Consider the following 13,018-nt stretch of genomic DNA (forward strand, 5'->3'; position numbering starts at 1 on the left):
CTGCTTATTTCAAACACGTTGTCTCAGCCGCCCACGGTATTTTACGCCAGCTGAAGCTCACGCCGCAGGACTTTTCCTATGCGGTTTTTCATCAACCCAATGGAAAGTTTCCCTGCCAGGTGGCCGAGGAGCTCGGTTTTTCTAGGGCACAGATCGCCTGCGGCCTGGTGGCACCAAAAATCGGCAACACCTATTCCGGGTCCGCAATGATAGGTCTGGCGGCTGTTTTGGACAAGGCCAAGCCCGGCGAAAGGATTTTGGTCGTTTCGTATGGTTCAGGCGCCGGAAGCGATGCCTTTAGTATTAAGGTTAAAGAAGCGATAGAGGAAAAGCGGGACTTGGCGCCTAAGGTGGAAGAATTTCTCAACAGCAAGATTTACGTTGATTACTCGACGTATGTCAAGTACAAGAGGCTTTTGGTGAAATAATGCGTGATGTGGCCATCATTGGTGTTGGTATAACCAAGTTCGGTGAGCTCTGGGATCTTTCTTTCCGGCAGATGATCATAGAAGCTGGCGCGCGCGCGTTGGAAGATGCCGGTATCGACGGCAAGCAGATAGATGCCATGTATGTTGGAAACATGTCTTCAGGACAGTTCATATGTCAGGAGCACATAGCTTCGTTGATTGCCGACCATGCCGGCTTAGCGCCGATACCAGCTACCAGGGTGGAGGCGGCCTGCGCCTCTGGCGGCCTAGCGCTGCGGCAGGCGGTCATCTCGGTAGCCTCGGGAGTTCATGATTATGTCGTGGCGGCGGGTATCGAGAAGATGACCGATGTCCTGTCGGAGCAGGCAACCGGTGCTTTGGCCACGGCGGCCGACCAGGAGTGGGAGGTCTCCGCCGGGGCGACCTTCCCCGGCCTTTACGCATTGATGGCCCGGCGTCATATGTATGAGTTTGGCACGACCGAGGAACAGATGGCTATGGTAGCAGTCAAGAATCACAACAATGCCTGTATGAATCCCTGCGCCCAGTATCACATGAGGATTACTGTTGATAACGTTCTGAGATCACCGCCTGTGGTTCTCCCGCTAAAGCTTTTGGATTGCTCGCCGATTACCGACGGTGCCGCCTGCGTGATTGTGGCTCCAGCTGAAAAGGCGCGGAAGATGGATAGGGTGCCTGTGCACGTCATCGGCACTGGGCAGGCCAGTGACACGATATCCCTCCACAGCCGGCCATCCCTCACCGGTCTGAGGGCGACGACTGAGGCGGCTAGGATGGCTTATAAAATGGCCCGGATTGGTCCCGAGGATGTTGATGTGGCGGAGGTCCACGACTGCTTCACCATCGCCGAGATTATGGCGATTGAGGATCTCGGTTTCTGCAAGAAAGGTGAAGGTGGAAAACTTACTGAAGAGGGACAGACTGAGATAGGCGGAAAGATTCCGATAAACACCAGCGGGGGCCTCAAGGGCAAAGGTCATCCGGTTGGAGCCACAGGAATTGCCCAGGTTGTGGAGATAGTTCAACAGCTGCGCGGGGAAGCGGGCAAGCGGCAGGTCAAGGGGGCCGAGATCGGGCTGACGCACAACGTGGGCGGGACTGGAGGCACCGCAGTGGTTCATATCTTCAAAAGGGGTGATTGAATGGCCGTGCCGCGCTTCTGGAGGGAAATTCCTAATCGATACAATCTCATCGGCACCAAATGCGGCAACTGCAACAAGGTCTTTTTTCCACCGCGCTTCATCTGCCCGCAGTGCCGGAGGATGGGTAAGCTTGAGCCCTACAAGCTGAGCCGCCGGGGCAGGATTATCTCCTACGGGGTGGTACATGTGGCTCAAGAGGGGTTCGAGGATCAAGTCCCTTATGTTCTGGCCATCGTCGAGCTTGAGGATGGGCCCCGGCTTACGACGCAGGTGGTCGACTGTGATCCTAATGAAGTTAAAATAGGTGATGAAGTGGAAATGGTTTTCCGACGCATCGGCTCAGATAACGAGGATGGGGTCATTTACTACGGGTTCAAGTTCCGGAAGGTCTGATGTGTTTTAATCAGTCTTGAAGTGCGGTTTCAACTCTTTCAGAGACGCCTAGCGAAGGTTAGGTAGCCGGTGTGGGCGATCATGCGCGTGCTCGGCCTCGTGCAGTTTGCCCTAACTTCAATTTCCCTAACAAGGCATTCAATGGTGCTAATGTTGGTGAAGCTAAATTTGCCAAATTCTCGATATAGCCTTTGCAGGTGTTCCACGCAGGGTGTGAAAACGGCGAGATATCCTCCCGGTTTCAGGGCTTGCTGGGCATGGGGGAGAACCAGCTCCGGCTGCGGCAGATCTAAGGTAATCAAGTCCAACCCCGTTTCATCAATGCTTTGGTAGATATCCTTGTTTTTTACTTTCACGATGTCGTCGAGCCCGGCCATTCTTATGTTTTCTTCGGCTATTTTAGCGAAATCTTCACGCACCTCATAGCTTATCACCCACCCGGTTGGCCTCACCAAGTTACCTAAGAAGATGGCCAAGGCACCCGAACCGGCTCCAGCGTCAACAACCCGGCTGCCCGGACCAACGCCAGTGTGGGCGACTATCTGTCCAGCATCCTTGGGCAGCATTATCTGGGGAACTCGGTGGAGTTTATGCAGGTAATCGACGATGGCGGGCCGGAGCAAAACGAAATCCTTGCCCAAGTGGGATTTTATCCTTGCTCCCGGTTCTTTCCCGATTGTCTCGGCTAAATCCACCACTCCGAACTTTGTGTGGAGTTTTTTCTGGGCAGCCTGGACTAAATACCTCCTGCCCTCTTCGTCGATCAGGATTATTCGCTCGCCGTCAGATATCATATGACTTCAAAGAAACTGTTTCCTTTTTAATTGTTAATGTTTTCTAATCTTGAGCATTTTTGCTGGGATAGTTTTAGCCGGATAAGCCAAGTCTTTAAATAAGATGTGTTAAGGTGTCAATCTTTTTCTGTCTCGGGGAAACAGCACCACTTCACGGATGTTTTCGGCTCCGGTGAGGACCATCGTCAACCGGTCCAGACCAAGCCCGAAACCGGCATGCGGAGGCAGGCCATAGCGATAGTTTAAGAGATGGGACGCGAAGTTTTCCGGGTTCAATCCTTTTAGCCCCATCTGTTTCACCAGCATTTCCTCAGAGTGAATGCGTGTCCCTCCGGAGGCTAGTTCCAGTTCTCCGTACATCAGGTCAAAGGCGTCACTAAGTTTATCCCCTTTGGGAAAAGTGTAGAATGGTTTCACCTCGAGCGGCCAATCGACGATGAAAAAGGCGCCCCCGAGGATTTCCGCCAGCTTCTTCTCAGCAGGCGTGGGCAGATCCTCACCCCAGTTTAACAGCACCCCTGCGGCGTTTAGCTTCTCGATTGCCTCATCGTAGGTTATCCGTGGAAACGGTCTTTTAGGAACTTCGAGATCATGATGAAGCACCTGAAGCTCCTCAGCACAGTTTCTCTTCACGCTGTCAAAAGCCCTCCAGACAAGTTCCTCAAGTATTTTCATGACATCGTCTGCGGTCATGTACGCCGCCTCGATGTCTATCGAAGTTGCCTCGTTCAGGTGTCTCGGTGTATCGTGTTCCTCGGCTCGGAAAATTGGTCCAACTTCAAAAACCCGGTCGAAGGCCCCCGTGAGCACCTCTTTGTAGAGCTGGGGGCTCTGGCTCAGGAAGGCCTCCTTTTCAAAGTAAGAGATGGGAAAAAGAGCGGCGCCGCTCTCAGTTGCCGTAGCCACGATTTTCGGCGTCTGCACTTCGATGAATTCTTGCGATATTAAATATTCCCGGATCGACTGCAGCGCTTGGTTGCGGATTTTGAATATGGCGATTGATTCTGCCCGGCGCAGGTCGAGACCCCGAGCATCGAGTCGGGTATCTAAGTTGGCCTTTACTTTACCGCTTGGATCTAATGGTAAAGGCGTTGAGGCCAAGTTTAATATCCTTATTTCAGATGGTAGTACCTCAACACCACGGGGGGCTTGTTTTGCCCTCACCACTTTCCCTCTGACGGCAACCGAGGACTCTTGGGTCAGGGCGTCCAATTTGGTCAGGGTTTTGAGATCAGTTTTTTTTCGTGGGGCAGTAATCTGAATTGAGCCACTGATGTCGTGCAGGATGAAGAATTTAATTCCACCCAAGTCGCGGATGTCTCCAACTCTCCCCATCAGGATGACTTCTTGTCCATCGAGTTTTTCGGTTATTTCTCGGGATTTATGAGTGCGCCGCCATGTGCCAAGATCATCGAGCTGCATAAAATCACTACTCGAATATTATGGTGTAGTTTTTATTAGTTAACTTGCTCAAGGCGGCCTCCAGTTTTTCCTTGTGTCTGGGCAATCGCCTCGCGTGTTGGCGAGGCACTCTGATCCTGTATTCGTCACCTGATTTGGTGTAGAGTATGTTAATTCCAAGAACATCGGCAGGGGTTAAAAGGTCCTGAATGAGTTTTTTCTCAGTAGAGCCTTCCTCGACTATGCGGACTTTGCTTTTCAAAATGTTTTCGAGTTCTTGGACGATTCTACCCCTCCTGCCGATGAGGAGAGGGATTTGTCCCGCCCCGACTACTAAAATGACTAGCCCATCCACATCGACCGCGCGTTTAAAAATGAGCTGGTCCAATTCCTTATGTTTTTTTGAAAGCTCAAAAAGTGCCAGCGAGATATTAAGCTCTAATTTTGATATTTTTCCTTCCTGAAGCTTTTGACTGCAGCCTTGGCAGAGTATGCCGCTCTTTAGACATATCTTGCAAATCGGCGTCTGCAAGCTAATCAATAGTCATTAGTCTCCTTACCTTTTAAGTTAACCCGAATGAAACGCTCAGAGCTGGAGAAAATTGGACAAAAAAATAAAAAGGCACGGAAAGAGTTCATTGCCCCTTTCCGAGCACTATTTCTATAGTCGAAACGTTTGTGGTACCGCCTTCCGCCTGCATCGTTTCGGTTCCTATTGAAATGTTTCGAACCACCATGTTGGGCAAAAATCTGTTTCTGACGATCTCTGCGACATCGACTGCCCTGCTAATCGCTTTACCTCGTGCCTTGAGGGTAATTTCGTTGATGCCCTGATTGAACTGCGTAATCACTGCCAAGACATAGTTCATCACTGGTTTCACTCCAATAAAAACCACATTTTCGGCGGTCTTTTGTTCTGCCATAGTTTCTTGCCTCCTTTGTTTATTTGTAGTTTTTTCTCGTTTCGGAACCAATAAATACCTTTCGATTTCAGCCCCGCCGTTTTGGTGTCTAGCCACGTAGATTCCTAACCAGCTGGACCATCCGGCGCTCAATTCTGTCTCTAATTTCCTCCACATTTCCGGTTCCCTTTGCCAGCTCGTTGTAGTCTATGAGATCGTCGATTAAGATTTCCGCAGTCTCTCTGTCTAGAATTCCAGAGTAAATGGCCAGTTCTATGGTGTAAAATGAGCGCATTATGGCATTTTTTCCTTTTTTCCACCTTTTCCAGGCTCCAGAACGGTTTATTTTGAGTTTTTTGCCAATATCTTCAAAAGTTGGGTTCTCGGACCAATAATAAAGAAGCATCGCTTTCAAGGTTTTTTCGTCCAAATGTGACCGCTCCAACAGGACTTTTGCCAGAAGGTTGTCGCGGAGCCAATCCCCTGCTCGCGGCGTTTTACCGGCTTCCATGGAACTCGTCTCCTTGTTTCCTATTTTGGGAAACAAAGATAAATAGTTGTGCTCAGGAGTTTACCTAGGTTATCCGAACAGACGCCTCCAAAAAGAAACCTTGTTCGCTTTTTTCACCACACGTTCGTCGATCGGTACATCTAAAGCCGCGGCTAGGTGGAGGGCCTTGTCGGCGACCTTGAGAGCCAGCCTTGGGTTGCCTTTGCTCAGCTTGTAAATCGCGTCAAAGCCGTCAGGAGTTATCAAAGCATCGTAATTCAGGCATCCGGCGCTCTTCAATCTTAGCTTTAACAGGTCTTTTATTGTTTCTTTGCTCATTGGCTCAAGCTCCACGTATAATTGAACTCGGTCTCTCAGCGATGGAACTTTGTCCAAAAACCGCTGCATTTGATTTTTTTCCCCGTTGATCAGAATAGAGATGTTCGGAATGTCTGAAAGCACGCGCAAAAACTCACCTATTTCAAGCACGTTGGCGCCACTCTCAGGAATGTCGTCGATGATGATGATCAGGCGTTCTTGATGGTCGTGATGCCATCTTCTCAAAACGTCAAAAAGGCTCGCGTCGTCTTTGTCTACTGGCATTTCCAGCGCGAGCAATATTGCCCTAATAATCTCTCCAGATGACTTGTAAGCGGCTCCGTGGACGAGAATAGGTATGGTTTGTTTGGAAGGATCTGTCATTGATAGGCTTTCCTCCCTTAATGCGGAGACAAGAAACTCACACAGCGTAGTCTTTCCCATCCCTAAATCTCCGGTGAGGACACCAACTTTGCCTTCCAAAAGCAATTGTTTGATTTTTCGGATATCTTCTTGCTGTGATGGAGCAAAAGCGTCAATTGAAGGCATTTCAAAGCTAAAAGGGTCTTTTTTTAGCCCCCAACGTTGAATAAAGGCTTCAAAACGTTGATCTTTTCCAATTTTTTCATCAAATGTAGTCATTTAATAACCTCAACCTGCATCTCAAAAATTCCGTTTTTCTCGATCACGTAGCCTAGCGAGAGCATGCGCTGGCAGAACAAGTTGGCTACGTTCTCAGGGCAACGGGCCCTGGCGGAGAGATCTTTACTGGTAAATTTTTTTAGAAGAACAGCCGCGGACAAAAGGTCGCCGAAAGCCGAGCGGATAGCCAACCCTGGCGGTTCCAGAGCGTCAAGTATCGCATAACGCGTTAATTCTTTTGGTTTGCTGAGTTTTTCAATAATTTCTGGCTTCGGTGCTACCGGTGCGGTTGGTTCAATTTTAGGTGTCTCATCTATTTTTGCTTTTTCAATCTTTTCATTTTCTGGAGGTATTTTTTCCTTTTTTAGTTCAATTTCGGCCGTTTTAACTTTTATTTCTTCTTTTTCCGCGCTTAAAGGAGTTATTTTTCCAATAATTCTTAAAATTTCGCTTTCAGGTATAAGACGCCTGTTACCTGGAGTGCGGATACATTTAATTTTTCCTTGTTTATCCCATCTCTGTAGGGTTTTGGTACACACCCTGAGGATCTCTCTGGCTTCTTTTAAAGTGTACATCCTTTCCATATGTCCACAATTGTCAATTTATGTCCAATTATTTAAGCTTAATTGTGATTGTCTATATTTGTCCACATCTTAAAAAAAGCATAGTCCATATTTTTTGAAAATTAAGCGATTGTTATACACTTCTTACAAGCGTTAAAGTGGCCCTATAACGCGTTTAATTAGCGATTTTCCAAATATTCTGTTAATTTTTTAAATGTGAGATATCGATCGAACACTCACATTTTTTATCTGTCCACATTTGTCTATTGTCTACTTATGCGTACATTTTTCCAACTGTATACCTTTTTCTATTTTTGTCTTTTTTTGTCATCAAATGTATGCTAACATATTCTTGGAGCTGGGTCACCTAGAGGAGGTTCCAACAATCTTTTTCCACCAACAACGGTTTCGATAATTACATTGCCAGAATATTTGTCGATTACTTCACCAATTATTTTAGCATTTTTCCCATACTTTGTTTTTTTAATGGCTTCAAGTACCAACTCGCATTTATCGGGTTCGACAGCCATGACTGCTTTTCCTTCATTGGTAATTTGAAGAGGGTCTATACCCAGCATTTCGCTAGCGGCCCTAACAGAATTTAAAATTGGAATTTCACTTTCCTTGATGAGTATGCCTACATGCGCCTTTTCGGCCATTTCATTTAGAGCCGCGTTAAGCCCGCCTCTGGTGGGATCTTTCATAGCAGTTACTCCACCAACTTTCAGCGCGGCCGCAACGGTTTCCCATAAAGGCGCAACATCCGACACCAAATCCGCCGCCAGCCCGATTCCTTCTCTATGGGCGAGGATGGTCATGCCGTGATCACCGATGGTGCCAGTAACGATGATTTTGTCCCCGGGCTTAAGTCCCCGGTCAGTGATAATTTTTTCAGCCAATCCAACGCCGGTGGTGGTTATAATCACTCCATCAAGAGCGCCCTTTTCCATGACTTTAAAATCACCGGTAATTAACGGGCAGCCAACCTCTTGGGAGGTTAGGTTCATTGAGCGAAAGATTCTTTCTAAGTCGGCGATGGGGAAACCTTCTTCAACCACCAACGCGCAGGCCATGGCCAGCGGCCGTCCTCCCATCATCGCCATGTCGTTGATCGTTCCCGATACCGAGAGCCTGCCGATATCACCTCCAGGAAAGAACAGGGGCTTTACCGTGTGCGAATCGGTGGTCAATACCAAGGTTTTATCCCCGATAGAAATGCTGGCCCCGTCGTCAAGGGCGTCCAGACCCACCTCTCCTGCGCTTTTAAGGTCGATTTCCTTCAAAATGATGTCCTTTATAAGATCCATCATAATTTTACCGCCGGCTCCGTGAGAAAGGGTAATCCTTTCAGACATACGGTCACCACAATACCCGACCACGGTTATTTTTAAATCCAGGCATGGTCAACCTAGACATCCTTTAAGCAGCTATAATTAAGCCTTTCAGGTACAATTCGTTTTTGGTTCGATATGTTGCCAAGGTTCGATTTCCACACCCATACCCGTTACTCTGACGGCACCTCTAGCCATGCTGAGATTGTCGAGGCAGCGGTGGTTCGGGGGCTGGAGGCTCTGGCCTTCACTGACCATGGTCCGGAACTGAAGGTGGGTGTGGCTAAGGAGAAAATGTCGCAGATGCTTGAGGATATAAAAATGGTGGAGGAGGAGGCTGAGATACCGGTGTTGGCCGGAATTGAAGCCAACGTAATTAGCCGATACGGTGTTTTGGATGTGGAGGAGGAATTCATCAAAAAAATTGATTTGGTTTCCATAGGGATTCACGATATGGAGGAGATTTACCTCAGCGATGAGGCGCACGAATACCTATCCCGTGCCGTTCGCGCAATAGAGCGACAGAGGGTTGATGTCTTCTGCCACCCCTTTTTCTACAATGTTGACTTGCTACCGTGTCTTTCTTGGGATGAGATCGAGGATTTTGTTGATCTGGCCGCGGAAAAGGACGTGGCTATGGAAGTCAACGTTAAATACAGAGTCCCCAGTGATGATTTCATCAGTTTGTGCCTTAAAAAGGGGGTAAAGCTCAGCATAGGCTCAGATGCACATCGCGCTTCAGAAGTCGGAAAGATCGATTGGGCACTTTCAGCCCTCAAGCGTGTTGGGGCCAAAAGTGAGGATTTGATTTTCGATAATTTCCGGTGAAAAAGTGCAGGATGATTTGTCCTTGTTTCTGGAAGGGGTAAAGCGGGTTGCGGTTGTCGGCGTGGGCAGCCATTGGTGCGGCGACGATGCGGTCGGCGTTGAAATCGTCAGAAGGCTGCGCGGACAGATAAAGTCATCCCGTGTTCTAATCGTTGATGCTGGGACGGCTCCAGAGAACTACACCTCGCAGCTCAGGCGCTTCGGGCCGTCCCATATCATCCTCATCGATGCCGCAGATTTTGGCGGAAGGCCCGGTGATATTGTCATAGCTGATCCCGGCGCAATCACCGGTCGCTCGGTTTCCACGCATACTATTCCTCTTTCGGCTTTAGCTGGATATCTCCGAGCACAGATCGGGGCTGAGGTAATCTTGATAGGCGTTCAGCCGGGAAAAGTTGACTTCGGTTCAAAAATGAGTGAAGCAGTGAGCAAGTCAATGGACGAACTTTTGCGCATACTGGTTGAAAAACTTGGCCAGCTGGTATAGCTGTTAAATTTTTTACTTCACATACTGGTCCAAGAACTCGAAATTCTTGGTCATCACGATTGTTTTCGTAGGGCAGACTTCAGCGCATTCCCCGCAGAAGGTACATCGGCCCAGCCAGATCACCGGAGTTTTGGTTTCCTTATCGATGCTGATTGCTCGGTCCGGACAGGCCCTGATGCACTGCCAGCAGCGGATGCACTTTTCCTTAGTTATTGACGGCTTCCCACGGTAGCCGTCGGCCGGTTCCACTTTTTCATACGGATATTTCACCGTGAAGGGCTTGCGGAAAAGGTTGGCCAGAACCTTGGGAAGTATTTTCACCATTAGGGCACCACCATCACCAGTATTAGGCTAATCGCGGCGAGGAGGATGCCGAAGGTCCAGTAGAACTTCAGCGCTTGGTCAATCCTCACCCGGGCCACGATGTTCCTCACCAACGTTGTTAACATCACTATCAAAAAGGTCTTGATGAGGAAGTCCACGATGGCAGGTATCTGCACGCCTCCGATGATGTAAGCAGTTGGGCCACCTAGGAACAGTGAGGTCAGAAGGGCGGCCACTGCGATGGTTTCCACATTGTAGGCAGTTCTCCAGATGGCGAGTTTGGGGCCCGAGTATTCGGTGAGTGGACCGGCGACGATCTCGGTCTCGGCCTCAGGTATATCAAACGGCGTGCGGAGCAGTTTTCCCTGGGCGGCGATGAGCATGGCCACAATCGCCGGAACGAGCTTCCAGTCGAAGAGCAGCCAGCCGCTTTTTCCCTGATATTTTATGATATCGGTCAGGTTGAGGGTTCCGACCTTGATCGCAATGGCTGCGATCGACAGGATGAAGACGAACTCGTAGCCCAGAAGCTGCACGATGTAGCGCCCCGCCCCGGCAATGGCAAATGGACTGCCGGAGGAGTAGCCGCCGAGTATCATGAAGATGGCCGGGATGTTGAGCAGGTAAATAATGACGATGAGGTCTGCGGTCAGCTGAAGCGTGGGCTGGGGCGAGTTCACGGGCAACAGCAGCATCACCGCCGCCAGCGATCCCAGTGCGAGTAGAGGTGCGGCAACGAAGACGGGCTTTATCGCAGCGGCCGGGGTTATGTCCTCCTTTGTCATCAGCTTTCCGAAGTCGAGGAACTCCTGCCATATCGGTGGTCCGATGCGGTGCTGCAGGTGTCCGGTTACCTTACGGTCGATCCCGACGTAAAGAAGGCCGACAATTGAGACAAAGAGTAATCCGGGAAAGACCAGCGAATGATAGATGAACTGCAGGATGTCAAGGACAGCGTTCACTTGCGCCACCTCCTCAGTTCCTCCATGGTGACAACCCTAGCTTTACCGGTGTTGGCGTCGACCAAGGTCACGCGGTCGTTACAGGCGAAGCAGACGTCGAGGCTCCAGAGGACGATTGGGATCTCCGCCACGGTGCCGCCGACGAACATCGGCTTTAACGACGGCGCGCTGGCGTATGTGGGCGTCCTGACACGGACCCGCTCCGGAATTTCGGTACCGTTGGACCTGATGTAGTAGAGCAGCTCACCGCGCGGTGCCTCCACCCTCTGGACGGCCTCGTTGGCCGGTATTTTCAGATCCACCGGCACTCGAAGCGGGCCGTTGGGAATTTCTTTAAGAATCTGCCGCACCATCTTGACCGATTCCGCCATCTCCCGCAGCCTGACCATTCCCTTGGCCATGACATCCCCATCATTTTCCGTGATAACGTCGAATGATAGGTACGGGTAGGCGGCGTAGGGGTCGTCCACCCTAAGGTCCGTTTTAACACCGGAGGCGCGCGCCACCGGCCCAACGGCGCAGAGTTTGATGGCGTCCTCCCTGCTGAGAACCCCGACGTTCTCACACCGGGATCTTATCGTTCTGTCGGTTTGGAAGAGGTCGATGTAGTATTTTACCGATTTTTCCAACTTGTCCAGCTTTTCCATCAGCTTCGGCACCTGCTCCCGGGCCACGTCCCTCCTCACGCCACCGATGGTGTTGGTTGCCGAGTGGACGCGGCCTCCGGAGATGATTTCCCGCATGTCCATCACGTGTTCCCGGTCCCGCATCGCCAGCATGAACAGGGTGTCGAAGCCGATCTCGTGAGCCGCCACCGCGAGCCAGAGCAGGTGGCTGTGAATCCTCTCCAGCTCTAGGATCAGGGAGCGGATGTATTTGGCCCGCTCCGGCGCCTCTATGCCGGCGACCTTTTCGACCGCCATCGAGTAGCAGGTCGAGTGGCAGATGTTGCAGATGCCGCAGATTCTCTCTGAGAGATAGATGTTGTGGCGGTAATTACGGCGGGCAAAAGTCTCCTCAATGCCGCGGTGGGCGTAGCCGAAGTAGATGTCGACGTCGACGATTTCCTCTCCCTTGACCTCGAACCTGAAGTATTCCGGTTCCTTCAGCGCCGGGTGCTGCGGCCCTATCGGCACGACCATCGTCATTCCTTTTTCTCCTCCTTCTGTTTCCTTAGCGGGTATTTTCCTTGGGGCCAGTCCTCGGGCAGGAACAGCCGTCTCGGGTCCGGGTGTCCCTCTACCTTCACCCCGATCATCTCCATGATGTCGCGCTCGTAAAGGACGGCTCCCGGGAAGAGGTCGGTGATGGTGGGTATGGTCAGGTCTTCCATGGGCAGGAAGATCTTGAGGTTCAGCAGTGCCGGTCTGCAGTCGAAGTGATAGATAAGCTCGATGGAGTTGCCGTTGTCAAGTGCCGTGATGGTGGAGATGTGGGTGATGCCGTTGGCTTTCAGCGTTCTTAAGATGTTGAAAAATCTTTTCTTGTCGCTTGTGGCGAAGAGACATCTTTCCCCGATGATTTTGATCTCGTCCACATCCGCCTTGATCAGTTCAGCAACTTCCTGGGAGTTCATTTTCCCATACCCTCCAGCACTTTCACCAAAGCATAGATAATCGTCTCAGGCCGCGGTGGACAGCCCGGAACATAGGCGGCCACCGGGATGTGTTTCTCCAACGGGGCCAGCGTGTTGTAGCAGTCGTGGAACACGCACCCGGACTTCGGGCAAGAGCCCAGCGCCACGACCGCCTTGGGCTCGGGCATCTGCTCGTAGACCCTGATGAGCCTCTCCCTTGTCTGTCTGGTGACGGGACCCGTGACCACGAGGATATCGGCATGTCGTGGCGAGCCCTTTAGCTTGACCCCAAAGCGCTCCACATCGTACCTCGGAGTCAAGGCCGCCAGCAGCTCGATGTCGCAGCCGTTGCATCCGCCCGAGTTGAAGTGGAGCAGCCAGGGCGATTTTTTCCGGAAGTAGGTTGTCAGTCCCAT

17 protein-coding genes and 1 pseudogene are annotated in these 13,018 nt (G+C 50.7%); 5 read left to right on the plus strand and 13 right to left on the minus strand.

The genetic code is table 11. From position 1 onward, the window contains the following. The 3 genes from ACP5PX_RS02850 to ACP5PX_RS02860 form a co-directional block, all read left to right on the plus strand. The coding region (locus ACP5PX_RS02850; protein WP_428083765.1) for a hydroxymethylglutaryl-CoA synthase at positions 1-428 on the plus strand (428 nt) is incomplete at its 5' end. Further along, positions 428-1,591 carry a thiolase domain-containing protein gene (locus tag ACP5PX_RS02855; protein WP_428083767.1) on the plus strand — a complete coding sequence of 388 codons (1,164 nt, stop codon included), beginning with the start codon at positions 428-430 and terminating at the stop codon, positions 1,589-1,591. The genes ACP5PX_RS02850 and ACP5PX_RS02855, both read left to right, overlap by 1 nt. Continuing rightward, positions 1,592-1,984, plus strand: a complete 393-nt coding sequence (locus ACP5PX_RS02860) for a Zn-ribbon domain-containing OB-fold protein (RefSeq protein WP_428083769.1) — start codon at positions 1,592-1,594, stop codon at positions 1,982-1,984. 38 nt (positions 1,985-2,022) lie between these two features. Here the strand turns inward: ACP5PX_RS02860 and ACP5PX_RS02865 are convergent, their stop codons facing one another. The 8 genes and pseudogenes from ACP5PX_RS02865 to hypE form a co-directional block, all read right to left on the minus strand. Beyond that, positions 2,023-2,778 carry a tRNA (adenine-N1)-methyltransferase gene (locus tag ACP5PX_RS02865; RefSeq protein ID WP_428083771.1) on the minus strand — a complete coding sequence of 252 codons (756 nt, stop codon included), beginning with the start codon at positions 2,776-2,778 and terminating at the stop codon, positions 2,023-2,025. 108 nt (positions 2,779-2,886) lie between these two features. Continuing rightward, entirely contained in the window at positions 2,887-4,200 is a 1,314-nt protein-coding gene (gene aspS / locus ACP5PX_RS02870) for an aspartate--tRNA(Asn) ligase (protein WP_428083773.1), read from the minus strand. A gap of 7 nt (positions 4,201-4,207) precedes the next feature. After that, positions 4,208-4,711, minus strand: a complete 504-nt coding sequence (locus ACP5PX_RS02875; protein WP_428083775.1) for a transcription elongation factor NusA — start codon at positions 4,709-4,711, stop codon at positions 4,208-4,210. 103 nt (positions 4,712-4,814) lie between these two features. After that, positions 4,815-5,102 (minus strand): DNA-binding protein Alba, encoded by a 288-nt coding sequence (gene albA, locus ACP5PX_RS02880; protein WP_428083777.1) that lies wholly within the window; start codon positions 5,100-5,102, stop codon positions 4,815-4,817. A gap of 88 nt (positions 5,103-5,190) precedes the next feature. Beyond that, positions 5,191-5,592: a hypothetical protein gene (locus ACP5PX_RS02885; RefSeq protein ID WP_428083779.1), complete on the minus strand. Its 402-nt coding sequence runs from the start codon at positions 5,590-5,592 to the stop codon at positions 5,191-5,193. 69 nt (positions 5,593-5,661) lie between these two features. After that, a complete protein-coding gene (locus ACP5PX_RS02890; RefSeq protein ID WP_428083781.1) occupies positions 5,662-6,531 on the minus strand; it encodes an ExeA family protein in 870 nt (289 codons plus the stop codon). A gap of 428 nt (positions 6,532-6,959) precedes the next feature. After that, positions 6,960-7,115 (minus strand): annotated as a pseudogene (locus ACP5PX_RS02895) (MerR family transcriptional regulator); the annotation flags it as partial. Positions 7,116-7,435: 320 nt separating this feature from the next. Next, positions 7,436-8,449, minus strand: a complete 1,014-nt coding sequence (hypE, locus tag ACP5PX_RS02900; protein WP_428083783.1) for a hydrogenase expression/formation protein HypE — start codon at positions 8,447-8,449, stop codon at positions 7,436-7,438. 117 nt (positions 8,450-8,566) lie between these two features. Here hypE and ACP5PX_RS02905 point away from each other — a divergent pair, with 117 nt between their 5' ends. Both ACP5PX_RS02905 and hycI read left to right on the plus strand, forming a co-directional pair. Continuing rightward, positions 8,567-9,253 (plus strand): PHP domain-containing protein, encoded by a 687-nt coding sequence (locus ACP5PX_RS02905; protein ID WP_428083785.1) that lies wholly within the window; start codon positions 8,567-8,569, stop codon positions 9,251-9,253. Positions 9,254-9,257: 4 nt separating this feature from the next. Further along, a complete protein-coding gene (hycI, locus tag ACP5PX_RS02910; protein WP_428083787.1) occupies positions 9,258-9,740 on the plus strand; it encodes a hydrogenase maturation peptidase HycI in 483 nt (160 codons plus the stop codon). 12 nt (positions 9,741-9,752) lie between these two features. Here the strand turns inward: hycI and ACP5PX_RS02915 are convergent, their stop codons facing one another. The 5 genes from ACP5PX_RS02915 to ACP5PX_RS02935 are packed head-to-tail and all read right to left on the minus strand — an operon-like array spanning position 9,753 to position 13,018. Next, positions 9,753-10,064 (minus strand): 4Fe-4S binding protein, encoded by a 312-nt coding sequence (locus ACP5PX_RS02915; RefSeq protein ID WP_428083789.1) that lies wholly within the window; start codon positions 10,062-10,064, stop codon positions 9,753-9,755. Further along, a complete protein-coding gene (locus tag ACP5PX_RS02920) occupies positions 10,064-11,026 on the minus strand; it encodes a complex I subunit 1 family protein (protein ID WP_428083791.1) in 963 nt (320 codons plus the stop codon). Before ACP5PX_RS02920 ends, ACP5PX_RS02915 begins: the two co-directional genes overlap by 1 nt. Further along, positions 11,023-12,168, minus strand: a complete 1,146-nt coding sequence (locus ACP5PX_RS02925; protein WP_428083793.1) for a nickel-dependent hydrogenase large subunit — start codon at positions 12,166-12,168, stop codon at positions 11,023-11,025. Before ACP5PX_RS02925 ends, ACP5PX_RS02920 begins: the two co-directional genes overlap by 4 nt. A gap of 2 nt (positions 12,169-12,170) precedes the next feature. Next, positions 12,171-12,602: an NADH-quinone oxidoreductase subunit C gene (locus ACP5PX_RS02930; RefSeq protein WP_428083795.1), complete on the minus strand. Its 432-nt coding sequence runs from the start codon at positions 12,600-12,602 to the stop codon at positions 12,171-12,173. Then, entirely contained in the window at positions 12,599-13,018 is a 420-nt protein-coding gene (locus tag ACP5PX_RS02935; protein WP_428083797.1) for an NADH-quinone oxidoreductase subunit B family protein, read from the minus strand. The genes ACP5PX_RS02930 and ACP5PX_RS02935 overlap by 4 nt, the downstream gene beginning before the upstream one ends.

This window comes from Hadarchaeum sp. (SeqCode) (assembly GCF_049969415.1).
In the GTDB taxonomy this organism is placed as follows: domain Archaea; phylum Hadarchaeota; class Hadarchaeia; order Hadarchaeales; family Hadarchaeaceae; genus Hadarchaeum.